We start from the raw sequence: 16,995 nt of genomic DNA on the forward strand, positions 1-16,995 counted from the left end.
CTCGCACTCGGGTGACGGTCGGATGCCGCGCGGACGGCGTCATCGCGAGGCTGGGTTGTATGCCAGCCGCTGTGCCCGCCCCGCCCGCCCCTCCCGCTCCTCCAGCTCCTCCAGCGCCTCCGCCCCGCCCGACGCGCAGACCGCGTCGCCGCCGCGGGGCGCTCCTGGCGCTGCTCATCGCCGCGCCGCTCGTCGTGGTCGTCGCCGCCGTCGCGATCTGGTTCGCGTTCAACAGCGGCCGGCCGACACCGGCGGCAGCGGGGTCGATCCCCGCCACGCAGGCGCTCCGCATCCCCGAGCTCGCGCCGTCGTCGATGGTCGACGGCGTGCGGGTGTTCCACCTCGAGGCGGCCGAGGGCCGCAGCGCGTTCCTGCCGGGCCTGTCGACCCCGACGCTCGGGTATGAAGGCGACTACCTCGGGCCGACCCTCGTCGCCGAGCGCGGCGAGAAGGTGCGCGTCGAGGTCGACAACGCGCTCGACGAGGAGACGAGCGTGCACTGGCACGGGATGCACCTGCCGGCCGCGATGGACGGGGGCCCGCACTCGCCGATCCCTCCCGGTGAGCGCTGGGCGCCGGAGTGGACCATCGACCAGCCCGCGGCGACGCTCTGGTACCACCCGCATCTGCACGAGCGCACGCGCGAGCAGGTCGACGCGGGGCTCGCGGGCATGTTCCTCGTGACAGACCCCGAGGAGGCGTCGCTCGCGCTGCCGCGTGCCTACGGCGTCGACGACATCCCGCTCATCGTCCAGGACCGCTCGTTCGCGTCCGACGGCGCGTTCGGCGGCGGCCTGAGCATGCAGTTCGACGGGGTCCTCGGCGACCGCATCCTCGTGAACGGCACCCTCGCGCCGTATCTCGACGTCTCGACCGAGCTCGTGCGGCTGCGGCTGCTCAACGGCTCGAGCGCGCGGATGTACGACTTCGCGTTCGCCGACGGGCGGGAGTTCGACCTCGTCGCGACCGACGGCGGTCTGCTGGCCGCACCGGTCGCCTCGTCGAGCATCCCCCTCTCGCCCGGAGAGCGGGCCGAGATCGTCGTCGCCCTGGCGCCCGGCGACCGCGTCTCACTCGTGTCCACTGCGCCCGATCCGGCTCTGCACGCCGGCGGAGCGGCATTCGACGTGCTCGAGCTGCGCGCCGGGGCATCCCTCGCCGCGTCGCCGCCGGTTCCCGCGAAGCTCGCGGACCTTCCCGCGCCCGATGCGGCGGACGCCGTCACGGAGCGCGCCTTCGAGATGTCGGGGCACGAGATCAACGGGGCCGAGATGGACATGTCGCGGGCGGATGCCGTCGTCACGGTCGACACCGCGGAGGTCTGGACGGTCGTCAACGACAACCCCCTCCCGCACTCCTTCCACGTGCACGACACGCAGTTCCGGGTGCTGAGCATCGACGGCGAGCCCCCGCCGCCGCGACTGTCGGGCTATAAGGACACGATCGCGCTGGAGTGGGACCGCGAGTACCGCATCCTCGTGCGCTTCGACGACTACGCCGATCCGACCACTCCGTACATGTATCACTGCCACCTGCTGTGGCACGAGGACCAGGGCATGATGGGACAGTTCCTGGTCGTCGAGCCGGGCGATGAGCCCGCATTGAAGAGTCCCGAAGGAGACGACGATGACCGCCACGACCACTGACCTCCCGTCCGCAGCCGCCCCGCCCGCCGCGGGGCGCGGGTTCTGGGCCTCGTACGGACTCGCCTGGGCGCGCACCCCCGGCAGCGCGCTCTACCTCCTCGTCGCCTTCGTGCTCGCGATGGTGTCGGTCAGCCTGCTGTGGTCGCTGTTCTGGACAGGCGTGGGGCTGCTCGTCCTCGTCATCGGCCTGCCGCTCGTCGTGCTGACGCTGTTCATCGCGCGGGGCTTCGGTCTCGCCGACCGTCAACTTCTTCGGCTCACCGGGCTGCCGCCCATCGGCGAGCCCGAGTGGAACCGCGACAAGACCGCCGGCGGATTCTGGATGACGCTCACCCGGTCGCTGCGCAACCCCCACTACTGGGTGTACCTCGTCCACGGAGCCGTGGTGGCGCCGATCGTGAGCACCATCACGTTCGTCGTCACCACCGTCTGGCTGAGCGTCTCGCTCGGAGGCCTCACCTACTGGTTCTGGAGCATCTTCCTGCCCCGCGGCGATCGCGGCGAGGGGGAGTGGGGGCACTACGTCTCCGATGCCGTGCCGCGCCTGTTCGGCGGCTGGCAGAGCGAGCAGGTCGAGATCGTGCTCTACCTCGTCGCCGGTGTGCTCTTCACCGTCACCCTGCCCTGGGTGCTCGGCGGGCTCGCCCGCGCCCACCACGCCATCGCCGAAGGCATGCTGGGCCGGTGGAACTCCGACGACCTCGCCGCCGAGGTGCGGGCAGAGGCGACGGCGCGCGACGCCGCCGTGCACGCCGAGGATGCCGCGCTCCGTCGCCTGGAGCGCGACATCCACGACGGACCTCAGCAGCGACTCGTGCGGCTGCAGATGGATCTCGCCGCCCTCGAGCGTCGTGCCGAGTCGGGTGACGCCGACGCCGCCGCCTCGCTCGCCCGCGACGCCCGCGCCCACGCCAAGGCGGCACTCGACGAGCTGCGCGCGCTCTCGAGCGGAGTGGCTCCGCCGCTCCTGCAGGATCGCGGGCTCGCAGCCGCCCTCGCGGCGGTGTCGGCATCGACGCCGCTCGACGTGCGCACAGAGATCGACCCCGCGCTCGACGCGCTCGTCGAGCCCGAGATCGCGCGGACGGTGTACTTCACCGTCGCCGAACTCCTCACCAATGCGGTCAAGCACTCGGGCGCGACCGGAGCGACGGTCAAGGCCGCGCTCCGCCCGCAGCCTGCCGATACTCTGCCGATGCTGGATGTCTGGGTCGTCGACAACGGCCGCGGTGGCGCCGCCTTCGTGACGGGGCACGGCCTCGAGGGGCTCCGACAGCGGATGGCGGGTCTCCGCGCGACGCTGAGCCTCGACAGCCCCGTGGGTGGCCCGACCGCGGTCGGCGCCCACATCCCGATCCGCCCGCGCGTGTCATGATCGCGCCGTATCCTGGCGCGATGGATCACGAGCCCGGCTCCGCACCGCTGCGCGTCGTCCTGGTCGAGGACTCCGTGCTGCTGCGCGAAGGCCTGGTGCGGCTGTTCGACGAGGCGGGCTACGTCACCGCCGGCGCCTGGGGTGACGCCGAAGACATCGTGCGGCGTGTCGCCGACGCGGCGGCGGATGTCGCGATCCTCGACGTGCGCCTTCCGCCGAGCTTCCGCGACGAGGGCATCCGGGCCGCCCTGGCACTGCGTGAAGCACTGCCGGGTCTCGGCATCCTGGTACTCAGCCAATACGTGGAGGGCGTGTACGCCCGGGAGCTCCTGGCGGGCGGCGACGGCGGGGTGGGCTACCTGCTGAAGGATCGCGTGACCTCGCTCGAGGAGTTCACCGACGCGGTGCGGCGCGTGCAGGCACGCGGGACGGTGCTCGACCCGCTCGTCGTGCAGGGGCTCCTCGCGGCGCGTCCCGACCCGCTGTCGACCCTCACGCCGCGCGAGCGCGACGTGCTGACGCTGATGGCGGAGGGGCGCAGCAACGGGAGCATCGCACAGCGGCTCTTCATCGGCGTCGGAGCCGTCGAGAAGAACATCAGCTCGATCTTCGCGAAGTTCGGACTCGAGGAGTCCGGCACCGAGCACCGGCGGGTGCTGGCCGTGCTGCGGTTCCTGCAGCGCGACTGACGCTCACCCGGCAAAGCGAAGCCCCGGAGCCGTCAGGCGCCGGGGCTTCGCTGGTGAGGTCAGGCCGCGATGTGCGCGAAGAGGAACCAGCGGTCCTTCTCGAGCGACTCGCGGATGCCGATCACGATGTCCTGGCTGGTGAGGTCGATCTCGTCGAGACCGTCGATCGCGGTCGAGACGTCGGCGATCACGGCGTCCATGTCGGCGATGATCGCGCGGACGATGTCGTCCCACTGCGTGAATCCGGCGGGCACCTCGGTCGCTGCGACCTTGGCGGTCACGGTCGCCAGTCGGGCGTCGATCGGCAGACCGAGGGCGACGATGCGCTCCGCAGCCTGGTCGGCGCCGGCCTGGGCGCGCGCGACGATGCCGTCGAGCAGTTCGTGGATCGCGATGAAGTTCGCGCCGCGGACGTTCCAGTGCGCCTGCTTGCCGTTCACGGCGAGGGCCTGGAGGCCGAGCACGACCGGGGTCAGGAACTGGGCGCTGCCGGCAGCGAGGGTGGGGTCGGTCGCGGCCTGGGGGGTGGTCTTCGTCTTCGTCATGATGTCGCCTCCGTCTCGGGCCGCCGTGCGGCTCTCGTCTGATGAAACGCTACTCAGCCTGTGACATTCCGCAAGCAAGATGAGGCTTGTCTCAGCAAGGCTCGGCTAACGAAGGTGAGGCTGTTCTTCCCTGCTCCCGGCGCCGGATCGGGCGAGTATGGTCGAGCCCATGACCATCGCCGACGACGCCTCCGTACTCGCCCTGGGCGGGAAGATCCCCGACCTCGATCCGAGTGCCTTCGTGGCGGCCGGGGCCCGAGTGGTGGGGGATGTCTCGCTCGGTGAGGAGTCGAGCGTCTGGTACAACGCGGTGCTGCGCGGAGACAGCGCGTCGATCACGCTCGGCGCGGGGAGCAACCTCCAGGACAACGTGTCGGTGCACGTGGATGCCGGGCATCCGGTCGTCATCGGCGAAGACGTGTCGGTCGGGCACAACGCCGTCATCCACGGCTGCACGATCGGGGACGGGTGCCTGATCGGGATGGGCAGCACGGTGCTCTCCGGCGCTGAGATCGGTGCGGGCAGCCTCGTCGCGGCCGGCGCCGTGGTGCTCGAGGGCACCGTGATCCCGCCGGGGTCGCTCGTGGCCGGCGTGCCGGGCCGGGTGCGGCGCGAACTCTCGGAGACCGAGCGCGAGGGCATCCTTCAGAATGCGCGCATCTACCGCGCGCACCTGACCGCGCACACCGACGCCGAGCCGACCGGTCGCTGACGTCTTCAGGGGCTCTCCGCGCGGGGATGGTTCGCCCCGCGGTGCACCTCGTACAAGCGCACGTGCCCCGGCCACTCGGGATCGTTCTCGATCGGCCTGTCGTCCATGAACAGCCGGATCACGTGCGCCAGCTGGTCGGGATGGCTGAAGTTGATCGCGTGCGCGGCGCCTTCGAGGAGAACCACGAGCACGTGGCTGTCGGTGCGCGAGGCGATCTCGCCGATGCGGTGCGAGTTCGGCAGCAGCGGATCGCGGCTGCCGAGCACGACGAGTGTCGGGATGCGCAGCTCGAGCAGGCGCTGCAGCGACGGATAGCGGGTGAGCGCCCGGAACAGTCGCATCGTGCTCGGCACCCCGAACCGGGCGTAGTCGGGCACCGCGACCCGCGCCATCCGCGCCGGCTCCCGCGGTGCATCACGGCTGAGCTGCGCGACGGCCCGACGCAGCGGCCGATTGAACGCGCCGCCGGCGGGGGAGACGAGCACGGCGCGGTCGACGCGCTCCGGGTACCGGTGGGCGCACTCGATGATGACGGGGCATCCCATCGAATTGCCGACGAGCGTCGCCCGGCCCACGCCGCGATCGTCGAGGAAGCGGATGGCCGCATGGGCGAGGTCGGGGATGTCGAGCATGTCGGGGCGGCGCCCGCTGCGACCGAAGCCGGGGAGATCCGGAACGTAGGTCTGGAACTCGTCAGCCAGCCGCTCCGCGGTCGGCAGCAGGTAGCGCCCCGACAGGCCGAACCCGTGGATGTGCGCGATGACCCGCGCCCCTTCCACGGGGGCGGGGGACTCGCGGAAGAAGACGTCCACGCCGTCGACCCGCGTCCAGCGCTCTGCGAGGTTCGACGCGGGGCGTCGAGGGAGGCGCCTGCCCTCACCGGCCGCGTTCACCATCTCGACCCCCAGGCGGCCGCGCGATCCCAAGCGTGCGACGCCGCAGCGCCAGTCTGCCGCGTGCGCGGCCGGCTCGAAAGGGGTTCGATTCGCAGCAACACGAAAGTCCCGCTGCGCCGCCTGCGGCGGCACATCGGGACTTTTGAGGGGATGACGGGAATCGTCCCCACCGCCTTCTCCACCCGCCGCTGCGCGGCGCGCGGAGCCTCGGGCGGCGTGGGCCCACCCAAGGGTTCGATCCGCTGCAACACGAATGCCCTCCCGCGCGGCCGGTGGCCGCCCGTGAGGGCATTTGAGGGGATGACGGGAATCGAACCCGCGCCATCAGTTTGGAAGACTGAGGCTCTACCATTGAGCTACATCCCCGCGTGCCCGATGACGGGCACCCGGTCAATGCTAGTACATCGTGACCGCCATCCTGTTCCGATCGTCGGCTCGACGCGCGGCCGACGGGGAAGGTGCGGTCATGGAACGGACAGGCAGAGACGTCGTCGAGGCGCTCATCGCCACGCTGAACGCCGGCGAGGTCGCGGGAATGGACCCGGTGTTCCATGAGGACGCCGTGATCGAGTGGCCGCAGTCGGGGGAGCGGATCGTCGGTGCCGACAATCGCCGAGCGATCTACGGCGCGTTCCCGCAGCTCCCGCACATCTCGCCGCGGCGCATCACCGGCGAGGGGGATCTCTGGGTGGTCGAAGCCGACCTCGACTACGGAGACGGCGACCCGTACCAGACGGTCTTCGTGTTCGAACTCCGCGGCGACCGCATCGCGCGCGAGACGGCGTACTGGACGAAGCCGTTCCCCGCCCCGGAGTGGCGCTCGGCCTGGGTGGAGCGGATCTGACCCCGCGCAGGCAGGCCACGGGCGCGTCGGCTAGACTCTTCGGGGCCACTCTGCTTTTCGAAGCAGGAGAAGGAGCACGCTTGTGCGTGCGCCCGCCCGGGGCGTAGCTCAGCTTGGTAGAGCGCCCGCTTTGGGAGCGGGAGGTCGCAGGTTCAAATCCTGTCGCCCCGACATCACGGCCTACAGAATTCCGAACCCAGACCTTCACACGCCGCGCTCTCGCGCGGTCCGATAGAGGAGAAGTAACAGGCATGGTGAACAGCACCGTCGAGAAGCTCAGCCCGACCCGGGTGAAGCTGCACATCACGGTCACGCCCGAGGAGCTCAAGCCCGCGATCGCGCACGCTTACGAGCACATCGCGCAGGACGTGCAGATCCCCGGCTTCCGCAAGGGCAAGGTCCCCGCCCCGATCATCGACCAGCGTGTCGGTCGCGTCGCCGTGCTCGAGCACGCCGTCAGCGAGGGCCTGGACGGCTACTACCGCGAGGCCGTGTCGTCGAACGAGCTGCGCGTCCTGGGCCGTCCGTCGGCCGAGGTCACCGAGTGGCCGAACGACAAGGACTTCTCGGGCGACCTGCTCGTCGAGGTCGAGGTCGACGTCCGCCCCGAGTTTGAGCTGCCCGCCTTCGAGGGCACGACCGTCGAGATCGAGGTCATCGAGGTCGACGACGCCGCGGTAGACGAGGAGCTCGACCGCCTGCGCGGCCGCTTCGGCACGCTCGTCACGGTCGACCGTCCCGCAACGAAGGGCGACTTCGTCGAGCTCGACCTCGTCGCCAGCATCGACAGCGCCGAGATCGACCGCGCCGAGGGCGTGTCGTACGAGGTCGGCTCCGGTGAGCTGCTCGAGGGCATCGACGAGGCCGTCGACTCGCTCACCGCCGGTGAGGACACCACGTTCCGCTCGAAGCTCGTGGGCGGCGACCACGCCGGCGAGGAAGCCGAGGTCGCGGTCGTCGTGAAGGCCGTCAAGGAGCGCGAGCTTCCCGAGGCCGACGACGACTTCGCCCAGATGGCCAGCGAGTTCGACACCATCGCCGAGCTGCGTGACAGCCTCAAGGCCCGCGCCGCCGAGCAGTCGGTGTTCACGCAGGGTTCGGCAGCTCGCGACAAGCTGATCGAGACGCTCCTCGAGCAGGTCGAGATCCCCGTTCCGCAGCAGCTGATCGACGACGAGGTGCACAACCACCTCGAGGGCGAGAACCGTCTCGAGGACGACGTGCACCGCGCCGAGGTCGCCGAGGCCAGCGAGAAGCAGTTCAAGACGCAGATGCTGCTCGACGCGATCGCCGAGAGCGTCAACGTTCAGGTCTCGCAGGACGAGCTGACGCAGTACCTCGTGCAGTCCGCCGCCCAGTACGGCATGGCCCCGCAGGACTTCGTCAACGCGCTGCAGGAGGGCAACCAGCTCCCCGCCATGATCGGCGAGGTCGCGCGCAACAAGGCCCTCGCGGTCGTGCTCGGCAAGGTGACCGTCGTCGACACCAACGGCAAGGCGGTCGACCTGACCGGATTCGTAGCCGTCGACGACGAGGACGAGAGCGACGAGGCCGCTGACGAGGCCCCCGCCGAGAAGCCGGCCAAGAAGCCCGCCGCGAAGAAGGCTCCCGCGAAGAAGCCCGCCGCCAAGAAGGCGGAGCCGGCTGACGACGCCGCCGCCGAAGAGGCCCCCGCCGAGGAGGCCCCGGCGAAGAAGCCCGCCGCGAAGCGCGCTCCGGCCAAGAAGAAGGCCGACGCCGCAGCCGAGTGATGCGCTGAACGAGAGGGGGACGGATGCTTCGGCATCCGTCCCCTTCTCGTCTCTGCACACCGCACACGACCGACCCCCGATCTGCCCACGGCGAACACGAGCGGGTCGGCCGCGACGCGCCGGTAGATTCGATGTCGACCCAAGGAATCAGGAGTACGCAATGGCCGAACCTCTTGTCGCGACGAGCGTCTTCGACAGGCTGCTGAAGGACCGCATCATCTGGCTGGGCTCGGAGGTGCGTGACGAGAACGCCAACGAGATCTGCGCGAAGATCCTCCTCCTCGCAGCCGAAGACTCCGAGAAGGACATCTACCTCTACGTCAACTCGCCCGGCGGCTCGATCACCGCCGGCATGGCCATCTACGACACGATGCAGTTCGTCCCGAACGACATCGTGACCGTGGGCATCGGCATGGCGGCCTCGATGGGGCAGCTGCTGCTCACCGCCGGCACGAAGGGCAAGCGCTACATCACGCCGAACGCGCGCGTGCTGCTGCACCAGCCCCACGGCGGCTTCGGCGGCACGTCGAGCGACATCCAGACCCAGGCGCAGCTCATCGTCTCGATGAAGAACCGTCTGGCCGAGATCACCGCCGCGCAGACCGGCAAGACCGTCGAGCAGGTCAACGAGGACGGTGACCGCGACCGCTGGTTCACCGCCGAGGAGGCACTCGAGTACGGCTTCGTCGACCACATCCGCGAATCGGCCGCCGACGTCATCGGCGGCGGCGGAACCGCGAGCTGACGGCACCGAAGGCGAAAGAGAGAACGACAATGCAGACCCCCACCTTCGGTGCGAACGCCCCCCAGGGCCTCCAGATGCCCGGCAGCCGCTACATCCTGCCGCAGTTCGAAGAGCGCACGGCCTACGGCTACAAGCGTCAGGACCCGTACAACAAGCTCTTCGAGGACCGCGTCATCTTCCTCGGCGTGCAGGTCGACGACGCCTCGGCGGACGACGTCATGGCGCAGCTCCTGGTGCTCGAGAGCCAGGATCCCGACCGCGACATCATCATGTACATCAACTCGCCCGGCGGCTCGTTCACGGCGATGACGGCGATCTACGACACCATGCAGTACGTGTCGCCGCAGATCCAGACCGTCGTGCTCGGTCAGGCGGCCTCGGCGGCGTCGGTGCTGCTGGCGGCCGGTGCCCCCGGCAAGCGCCTGGCGCTGCCCAACGCCCGCATCCTGATGCACCAGCCCGCGATGGGCGAGGCCGGTCACGGCCAGGCGTCCGACATCGAGATCCAGGCGGCGGAGATCCTCCGCATGCGCACCTGGCTCGAGGAGACGATGGCCAAGCACACCGGCCAGGACGTCAAGAAGATCAACAAGGACATCGACCGCGACAAGATCGTGTCCGCTCAGGAGGCCCTCGAGTACGGCATCGTCGATCAGGTGCTCACCACGCGCAAGCGCGGCGGGCAGCAGGCGCTGACGAGCTGACACCGATGTCGACGAAGCCCCGGGCACGCGCCCGGGGCTTCGTCGTTCCCCCGGGGCATCGTTCGAGCCGGTGCGGTGCGGATGCGTGCGCTGCGGGCGAACAGCCGGGTTGTCACATGCGGTGTCGTAATCCCACCCGTTGTCGTCGGCAGCGGTTAGGCTCGGAGGACATCCGGCCCGACCGGTCGACGAGGAGGAGCTCATGGCACGCATCGGTGAGAGCGCCGACCTGTTCAAATGCTCTTTCTGCGGAAAGAGCCAGAAGCAGGTCCAGCAGCTCATCGCGGGCCCCGGCGTCTACATCTGCGACGAGTGCGTCGAGCTGTGCAACGAGATCATCGAAGAGCGCATGGCCGAGTCCTCGTCGGGCGAGGTCGCCGAGTTCGACCTGCCCAAGCCGCGTGAGATCTTCAGCTTCCTCGAGGAGTACGTCGTCGGTCAGCAGGACGCGAAGCGCGCTCTCGCCGTCGCGGTCTACAACCACTACAAGCGCGTGCGCGCACACGGCACCATCCAGTCGGCGGAGCAGCGTGCAGACGAGATCGAGATCGCCAAGAGCAACATCCTGCTCCTGGGTCCGACCGGCTGCGGCAAGACCTATCTCGCGCAGACGCTGGCGAAGCGCCTCAACGTGCCCTTCGCGGTCGCGGATGCGACGGCGCTGACCGAGGCCGGCTACGTCGGCGAAGACGTCGAGAACATCCTTCTGAAGCTGTTGCAGGCTGCCGACTTCGACACCAAGCGCGCCGAGACCGGGATCATCTACATCGACGAGGTCGACAAGATCGCACGCAAGGCCGAGAACCCCTCGATCACGCGCGACGTGTCGGGTGAGGGAGTGCAGCAGGCGCTCCTGAAGATCCTCGAGGGCACGGTCGCCTCGGTGCCGCCGCAGGGCGGACGCAAGCACCCCCATCAGGAGTTCATCCAGATCGACACGACGAACGTGCTGTTCATCGTCGCCGGCGCGTTCGCCGGCCTCGAAGACATCATCTCGGCCCGTGTCGGCAAGCACGGCATCGGCTTCGGCGCCCCTCTGCACAACAAGGGCGACGACCTGAGCCTGTTCAGCGAGGTTCTCCCCGAAGACCTCCACAAGTTCGGGCTGATCCCCGAATTCATCGGTCGGCTCCCGGTCGTGGCCTCGGTGTCGCCGCTCGACCAGGAGGCGCTCATGGAGATCCTCACCGAGCCGAAGAACGCGCTCGTGAAGCAGTACGAGCGCATGTTCGAGCTCGACGGCGTCGCGCTCGAGTTCGACCGCGAGGCACTCGAGGCGATCGCCGACCTCGCCGTCGGCCGGAAGACCGGCGCACGCGGGCTGCGCGCCATCCTCGAAGACGTCCTCGGGCCGATCATGTTCGAGATCCCCTCGGCAGACGACGTCGACAAGGTGATCGTCACGCGTGCCTCCGTCGACGAGGGAGCCCCGCCCACCCTGATCTACCGCGAGAAGCGCAAGAGCGCCTGATCGCCGTCGCGCGGCCTCGGGCGCGGCGCAACTGCCGCGCATCCGCGGTGTCGGAGGTGCCGAGTAGGTTCGGCGCATGTCCACCGTCCACCCCTTCTCCGTCCATGTGACCGACGCCGAGCTCACCGACCTGCGAGAGCGCCTCGATCGGTTCAGACCGCTCGCGGACTCGCCGCGACGACCGGCGTCAGGAATGAGCGCGGACTATCTCGCCACCCTCATCGAGGCATGGCGCACGTGGGACTGGCGACCCCGCGAGGCGTGGCTGAACGCGCATCCTCAGTTCCTCGCCGACATCGACGACACGACGATCCATTTCGTCCACCGTCGCGCGCAGCGCGACGACGCGCCGGCGCTGCTCGTCATGCACGGCTGGCCGCACACGTTCGCCCTCCAACTCGACTTCGCCGACCTGCTGCCCGACTTCCACGTCGTCGTGCCGAGCTTCCCCGGCTTCGCGTTCTCGACGCCGTACGCCGACGGCCCGATGACCGAGGTCAGACTCGCCGCCACGATGCACGCCCTCATGACCGATGTGCTGGGCTACGACCGCTACCTCACCTACGGCGAGGACCTCTCGGCCAACGTGAACGACCTGATCGCGGGCTCGTACCCCGAGCAGGTCGCCGGCGTCCTCGTGACGCACGCGCACTTCCCCGCACATCACGAGCGCACCGCGCTCACCGCGCCCGACGAGGTGGCGTTCTTCTCACGGCTGGAGGCCTGGGGCGGGACCCACGGCGCCTACGGCCACATCCAGGCGACGCGGCCCGACACCCTCGCCGCAGCGCTGAACGACTCGCCGGCCGGGCTGCTCGCGTGGCTCACCGAGAAGCTCGTCGAGTGGAGCGACACCCCGCAGGGCGATCCGGGCGGGGTGGAGAGGCGGATCTCCCGCGACCGCATCCTCACGGAGGCGATGGTCTACTGGATCTCCCAGAGCATCGGCTCGTCGTTCCGCCCGTACTACGAAGGTGCCGATCAGCCCGACGCGATGCCGGCCGTGACGATTCCGGCATCCGTCCACATCCAGCGGCATGAGGCCGACTACCCGGAGTCGCTCGCGCGGCGGTTCTACCTCGATCTCCGCACGTTCGAGCGTCTCGACGCGGGCGGGCACTTCGCGATCGCGGAGGTCCCGGCCCAGATGGCCGAGCGGGCGCGGGCTTTCGCAGAGCAGGTGGGAGTGCTGTAGCCGCGCGGACTGGATGCGGACTGCTGCAGGCACCGGCGGGCGGGAGTCGGTTGGCTGTCCGACACCGCCCACCGGCTCCAACCGTCAGTCCGCCAAGCCGCGACGCTTCAGCAGCGGGGCGATGTCGGCGTCCCTGCCGCGGAAGTCGCGATACGCGTCGAGCGGATCGTTGGAGCCGCCGACGCCCAGCAGACGGCTGCGGAAGCGGTCGCCGTTGTCGCGGGTGAGTCCGCCGTTCTCGCCGAACCACTCGACGGTGTCGGCATCGAGCACCTCGCTCCAGATGTAGGAGTAGTACCCGGCGCTGTAGCCGCCGGAGAACACATGCGCGAAGTAGGTCGACGAGTAGCGCGTCGGCACGGCCGGCTCATCGAGCCCGACCTCCGAGAGCGACGACGCCTCGAATGCTGCGACGTCGATCTCGGAAGCGGCCGCAGCCGCGTCGAGGGAGTGCCACGACTGATCGAGCCACGCCGCCGCCAGATACTCGCTCGTGGCGAACCCCTGGTTGAACGTCTCCGAGGCGTGGATCTTGGCGACGACCTCGGCGGGGAGTGGCTCACCGGTGTCGACGTGACGCGCGTAGCTGTCGAGGATCTCGGGCCAGTAGATCCACATCTCGTTGACCTGGCTCGGGAACTCGACGAAGTCGCGGTAGACGTTCGTGCCCGCGAAGTGCGGATACGTGACCGTCGCGAACAGCCCGTGCAGCGCGTGGCCGAACTCGTGGAAGAGTGTCGTCACCTCGTCGAGCGTGAGCAGCGTCGGTGTGCCGGGAGCGGGCTTCGGGACGTTGAGGTTGTTGACCACCACAGGCTGCGTGCCCCGCAGCGTCGACTGCGAGACGATCGAGTTCATCCACGCGCCGCCGCGCTTGGTGTCGCGCGTGTAGAGGTCGAGGACGAAGAGGCCGAGCGCCGAGCCGTCGGCGTTGTGGATCTCGAAGACGCGCGCGTCGGGGTGATATGCCGGGATGTCCGAGCGTTCTGTGAACGTGATGCCGTACAGGTCGGTGGCGGCGCGGAAGACACCGTCGCGGAGCACGCGCTCCGCCTCGAACCACGGCCGCAGGGCCGCGCGATCGAGGTCGAACTCCGCGGCGCGCACCTTCTCGGTGTAGAAGGCCCAGTCGTGCGCCTCGAGGGGGAACGACTCGGCCTCGGTGTCGATGATCGCCTGCAGCGCGGCCTTCTCGTGCTGGGCGTTGCGCGCGGCCGGCACGGCGAGGCGCCGGAGCAGATCATGGACGGCCGCGGGGGAGCCCGCGGTCTCATCGGAGGTGACGTACTCGGCATGGGTGGCGTAGCCGAGCAGTGCGGCCCGTTCCGCGCGCAGACACACGATCTCGAGGAGCACGGTGCGGTTGTCGTGCTCGTTCCCTCGGGAGCCGCGGGTGCGGGAGGCGTCGAGGATGCGTCGCCGGCTCTCTCTGACGGTGAGCGACGAGAGGTACGGGTGCCCGGTGAAGAGGGTGAGCGTCACCGCCCACTTCCCGTCGAGGCCGCGGTCTGCGGCGGCCTGCGCCGCTGCCGAGAGCTCGCCGTCGGTCAGGCCGTCGAGCTCGGCAGCCGAATCGAACACCACCGCCAGGTCGTTCGTGTCGGCGAGGAGGTTCTTCTCGAACGTGTTCGTCAGCGTCGACAGGCGCTGGTTCAGCGCCGTGAGGCGCTCCTTGGCTGCATCGTCGAGGCCCGCGCCGGCCTGCGTCATCTCGCGGAAGTGGCGCTCCACCAGGTAGCGCTGCTCGGCATCGAGGTCGAGCGCGTCGAGCTGCTCGTGCACCGTCTTGATGCGCCAGTACAACTGCGCGTCGAGCTGGATGGCATCGTTGTGCGCCGACATGAGCGGAGCGAGCTTCTCGTCGATCTCCTGGATCGCCGTCGTCGCATCGGCGGACGAGACCGTGTAGAACGTGCGGGCCACGTCGCCGAGCAGCCTCCCGCTCTCCTCGAGCGGGACCAGCGTGTTCTCGAACGTGGGCATGGAGCGCACCCGGGTGATCGCGTCCACCTCGCGCCGGTGCGCGGCGAAGGCCTCCTCGAAAGCGGGCAGGTAGTGCTCGGGGGTGATGAGCGTGTAGTCGGGCATCCCGTACGGAAGCGTCGACGGATGCAGGAGCGGGTTCTCGTTCGCCATGGAGAGAGCCTATCCGGGGACACGTCGAAACGCAGACGAACGTTTGCAAACAATTGCTTGCAAAGACTTCTTTGCATTGCTATCGTCGAGTCATGACCGAGAACGAAGAGCAGTCGGATGCCGCGGCCCGGGCCGAAGAGCGTCACCGCGAGGACCGCGTTCTCGACACCGGCGCGCTTCGGGCACTTGCACATCCGCTCCGGGTGCGCATCTACGACATCCTCAGCCAGTACGGTCCGCAGACCGCATCGTCGCTCGCGGCGCAGCTGGGGGAGTCGAGCGGATCCACGAGCTACCACCTGCGGGCGCTCGCGAAGCACGACCTCATCCGCGAGTGCGCGGATCGGGGGACTGCGCGCGAGCGCTGGTGGGAGCGCCCCGTCGGGGGAGTGTCGTTCGCGAACCCCGACGCCCTGAAGTCGCCGGCCGGCCGCTCGGCGACGCAGCTCGTGATGAGCGAGTTCTTCCGCAACCGCAACGAGCAGCTCATCGAGTTCATCAACCGGGGGATCAACAACGAGGAGGAGGCCTGGCAGGAGAGCTCACTCATCTCCACCGCGACCACCCGTCTCACCGCCGAGCAGAGCCAGGAGCTCGGCCTGAAGATCATGGCCTTGATCGACGAGGCCGTGGACACGTACCGCAACCAGACCGGCGAGGACGTGCGACCCGTGACCATCCGGGCCGACATGTTCCCGCTGCCGAACTTGGGAGAACAGCAATGACCGCCATCGCCGCACCCCGCCCGGTTCGCCGAGCAGGCTCCGTCCGCACCACCCGCTTCGAGCGCACGCTGCTCACCACCGCCGCCTTCCTCGATCACGTCGTCGCCGTGCGCGTCGAGCGTCGTGCGGCGACGCGACCCATCCGCTCGGCCGTGGCCGGCGACGCGACGGACGCGCGCACGACCGCGCAGGCACTCGCCTCGATCGGAATCCTCCCGAGATGACCGGCGTGATCACCGACGCGAAGCCCAAGCCCGCCCGCGCCCCGCTCGGGCGGGACTTCGGCAAGCTCTGGACGGCCGCGGCGTTCAGCAACCTCGCTGACGGGCTCGGACGCACCGCCGTTCCGCTCATCGCCACCACCCTCACCGACGATCCGCTCGCCATCTCGGCGATCGCGGCCGTCGCCTTCGTGCCCTGGCTGCTGTTCGGCCTGCCCGCCGGCATGGTCGTCGATCACTTCGATCGGCGCATCGTGATGGCGATCGCGAATGCGCTGCGCGGCGCCGTCGCGCTGTGGCTCTCGGTGCTCGGCGTGACAGGGTCGCTCAGTCTGTGGGCGCTCATCGTCGGCACGCTGATCTTCGGCATCGGAGAGACGCTGTTCGACAACGCGACGAACGCGGTGGTTCCCGCCGTCGTTGGCAAGGACGGCCTCGATCGGGCGAACGGGTGGCTGCAGGCCGCGCAGATCACGATCGACAACTTCGTCGCGACGCCCATCGCCGGTGTGCTGTTCGCGGTCTCGCTCGCCCTCCCGCTCTGGACGAGCAGCGCCGCCTACCTGATCCCCATTGCGCTCGCGCTCTATCTGCCGGTGAGTGCGGCTCGTCCGCTGCGGGATGCGCCGGCGTCCGCCGTGCCCGATCCCGATGCCCCCGACATCGTCGCCGGCATGGCGGCCGAGCCTGTCGCCGTCGCACCGGCGCGCGCCGGTGCCAGTGCCCGCGAGGCGATCTCCTACCTGTGGCACCACCGATACCTGCGCACGATGGTGGTCTTCACGTCGCTCATCGGCTCAGCCCTGTCACTGTCGCAGGGCGTGATCATCCTGTACTTCCTCGACGAGCAGCACGTCACCTACGCCGCCGTGGGCTTCGTCACCGCGGGAATCGGCATCGGCGCCCTCGCGGGCTCTCTCATCGCCTCACCCTTGGTGTCGCGGTTCGGCCGCGGACCGATCATGGTGGCGGCGATCATCGTCGCCGGCGTCGGCTCGATCCTCACCGGACTCGCGCCCGAGCCCTTCACCGCCGTGGCGGCCTTCGCCTTGTCTGCCGGAGCCGTCTCGGTGTGGAACGTACCGTGGGGCGCCCTGCGCCAGCAGATCGTGCCCAACGAGATCTTCGGGCGGGTGCTGGGCGTGATCCGCACGCTCACCTGGGGACTCTTCCCCGTCGCGACACTCGTCGGCGGCTGGATCGGCCGCACCGATCTGCGGCTGCCGTTCTACATCGCCGGCGGGTTCATGATCGTCGCGACGCTGGTGGCGATCCCGCTGCTCATCGGCGGCACGCGCCGAGCGGGCGCCGAAGCGCCCGCCCCCGCAGGCATCTGACCT

At 69.5% G+C, this 16,995-nt stretch carries 16 protein-coding genes and 2 tRNA genes; 14 read left to right on the forward strand and 4 right to left on the reverse strand.

Going from position 1 to position 16,995, the window contains the following annotated elements:
• Nucleotides 1-59 precede the first annotated feature (59 nt).
• From JOD63_RS06025 to JOD63_RS06035, 3 genes are read left to right on the forward strand one after another with little or no spacing between them, the layout of a single operon-like run.
• Nucleotides 60-1,646, forward strand: coding sequence for a multicopper oxidase family protein (locus JOD63_RS06025; RefSeq protein ID WP_245243879.1), 1,587 nt, complete (start codon nt 60-62; stop codon nt 1,644-1,646).
• Nucleotides 1,627-3,021, forward strand: coding sequence for a sensor histidine kinase (locus JOD63_RS06030; RefSeq protein WP_045274345.1), 1,395 nt, complete (start codon nt 1,627-1,629; stop codon nt 3,019-3,021). The genes JOD63_RS06025 and JOD63_RS06030 overlap by 20 nt, the downstream gene beginning before the upstream one ends.
• A 20-nt stretch (nt 3,022-3,041) precedes the next feature.
• Nucleotides 3,042-3,710 (forward strand): response regulator, encoded by a 669-nt coding sequence (locus tag JOD63_RS06035; protein WP_045274346.1) that lies wholly within the window; start codon nt 3,042-3,044, stop codon nt 3,708-3,710.
• 59 nt (nt 3,711-3,769) lie between these two features.
• On the opposite strand, the gene JOD63_RS06040 is transcribed toward JOD63_RS06035, so the two are convergent.
• Entirely contained in the window at nt 3,770-4,255 is a 486-nt protein-coding gene (locus JOD63_RS06040) for a Dps family protein (RefSeq protein WP_045274347.1), read from the reverse strand.
• Between the two features lie 169 nt (nt 4,256-4,424).
• Here JOD63_RS06040 and JOD63_RS06045 point away from each other — a divergent pair, with 169 nt between their 5' ends.
• Nucleotides 4,425-4,967, forward strand: a complete 543-nt coding sequence (locus JOD63_RS06045; RefSeq protein WP_211088063.1) for a gamma carbonic anhydrase family protein — start codon at nt 4,425-4,427, stop codon at nt 4,965-4,967.
• 5 nt (nt 4,968-4,972) lie between these two features.
• Here the strand turns inward: JOD63_RS06045 and JOD63_RS06050 are convergent, their stop codons facing one another.
• The gene (locus JOD63_RS06050; RefSeq protein ID WP_045274348.1) at nt 4,973-5,863 is read right to left on the reverse strand and encodes an alpha/beta fold hydrolase; all 891 of its coding nucleotides are present in this window, start codon (nt 5,861-5,863) and stop codon (nt 4,973-4,975) included.
• Nucleotides 5,864-6,158: 295 nt separating this feature from the next.
• Nucleotides 6,159-6,229: transfer RNA gene (locus tag JOD63_RS06055), tRNA-Gly, on the reverse strand.
• Between the two features lie 100 nt (nt 6,230-6,329).
• Here JOD63_RS06055 and JOD63_RS06060 point away from each other — a divergent pair.
• The 7 genes from JOD63_RS06060 to JOD63_RS06090 all read left to right on the forward strand — a co-directional run bounded on the left by JOD63_RS06060 (nt 6,330) and on the right by JOD63_RS06090 (nt 12,573).
• Nucleotides 6,330-6,707, forward strand: a complete 378-nt coding sequence (locus JOD63_RS06060) for a nuclear transport factor 2 family protein (RefSeq protein ID WP_052682304.1) — start codon at nt 6,330-6,332, stop codon at nt 6,705-6,707.
• 97 nt (nt 6,708-6,804) lie between these two features.
• Nucleotides 6,805-6,878 (forward strand) — tRNA-Pro (locus tag JOD63_RS06065).
• Between the two features lie 80 nt (nt 6,879-6,958).
• Nucleotides 6,959-8,458, forward strand: coding sequence for a trigger factor (tig, locus tag JOD63_RS06070; RefSeq protein WP_045274349.1), 1,500 nt, complete (start codon nt 6,959-6,961; stop codon nt 8,456-8,458).
• A gap of 160 nt (nt 8,459-8,618) precedes the next feature.
• Nucleotides 8,619-9,203, forward strand: a complete 585-nt coding sequence (locus tag JOD63_RS06075) for an ATP-dependent Clp protease proteolytic subunit (protein WP_045274350.1) — start codon at nt 8,619-8,621, stop codon at nt 9,201-9,203.
• Between the two features lie 29 nt (nt 9,204-9,232).
• The gene (locus tag JOD63_RS06080) at nt 9,233-9,907 is read left to right on the forward strand and encodes an ATP-dependent Clp protease proteolytic subunit (protein ID WP_045274351.1); all 675 of its coding nucleotides are present in this window, start codon (nt 9,233-9,235) and stop codon (nt 9,905-9,907) included.
• Between the two features lie 202 nt (nt 9,908-10,109).
• Nucleotides 10,110-11,378, forward strand: coding sequence for an ATP-dependent Clp protease ATP-binding subunit ClpX (clpX, locus tag JOD63_RS06085; RefSeq protein WP_045274352.1), 1,269 nt, complete (start codon nt 10,110-10,112; stop codon nt 11,376-11,378).
• A 76-nt stretch (nt 11,379-11,454) separates the two neighbouring features.
• Nucleotides 11,455-12,573, forward strand: coding sequence for an epoxide hydrolase family protein (locus tag JOD63_RS06090; RefSeq protein WP_052682303.1), 1,119 nt, complete (start codon nt 11,455-11,457; stop codon nt 12,571-12,573).
• A gap of 84 nt (nt 12,574-12,657) precedes the next feature.
• Here JOD63_RS06090 and JOD63_RS06095 read toward each other — a convergent pair whose 3' ends face one another.
• Nucleotides 12,658-14,709 (reverse strand): M3 family metallopeptidase, encoded by a 2,052-nt coding sequence (locus JOD63_RS06095; protein ID WP_045274353.1) that lies wholly within the window; start codon nt 14,707-14,709, stop codon nt 12,658-12,660.
• Nucleotides 14,710-14,801: 92 nt separating this feature from the next.
• Between JOD63_RS06095 and JOD63_RS06100 the strand changes: the two genes are divergently transcribed.
• From JOD63_RS06100 to JOD63_RS06110, 3 genes are read left to right on the forward strand one after another with little or no spacing between them, the layout of a single operon-like run.
• Nucleotides 14,802-15,434, forward strand: a complete 633-nt coding sequence (locus tag JOD63_RS06100; protein WP_045274354.1) for a winged helix-turn-helix domain-containing protein — start codon at nt 14,802-14,804, stop codon at nt 15,432-15,434.
• Nucleotides 15,431-15,658 (forward strand): hypothetical protein, encoded by a 228-nt coding sequence (locus JOD63_RS06105; RefSeq protein ID WP_045274355.1) that lies wholly within the window; start codon nt 15,431-15,433, stop codon nt 15,656-15,658. Before JOD63_RS06100 ends, JOD63_RS06105 begins: the two co-directional genes overlap by 4 nt.
• Nucleotides 15,655-16,992: an MFS transporter gene (locus JOD63_RS06110; RefSeq protein ID WP_045274356.1), complete on the forward strand. Its 1,338-nt coding sequence runs from the start codon at nt 15,655-15,657 to the stop codon at nt 16,990-16,992. Before JOD63_RS06105 ends, JOD63_RS06110 begins: the two co-directional genes overlap by 4 nt.
• Nucleotides 16,993-16,995: the final 3 nt, after the last annotated feature.

Source organism: Microbacterium terrae, from assembly GCF_017831975.1.
In the GTDB taxonomy this organism is placed as follows: domain Bacteria; phylum Actinomycetota; class Actinomycetes; order Actinomycetales; family Microbacteriaceae; genus Microbacterium; species Microbacterium terrae.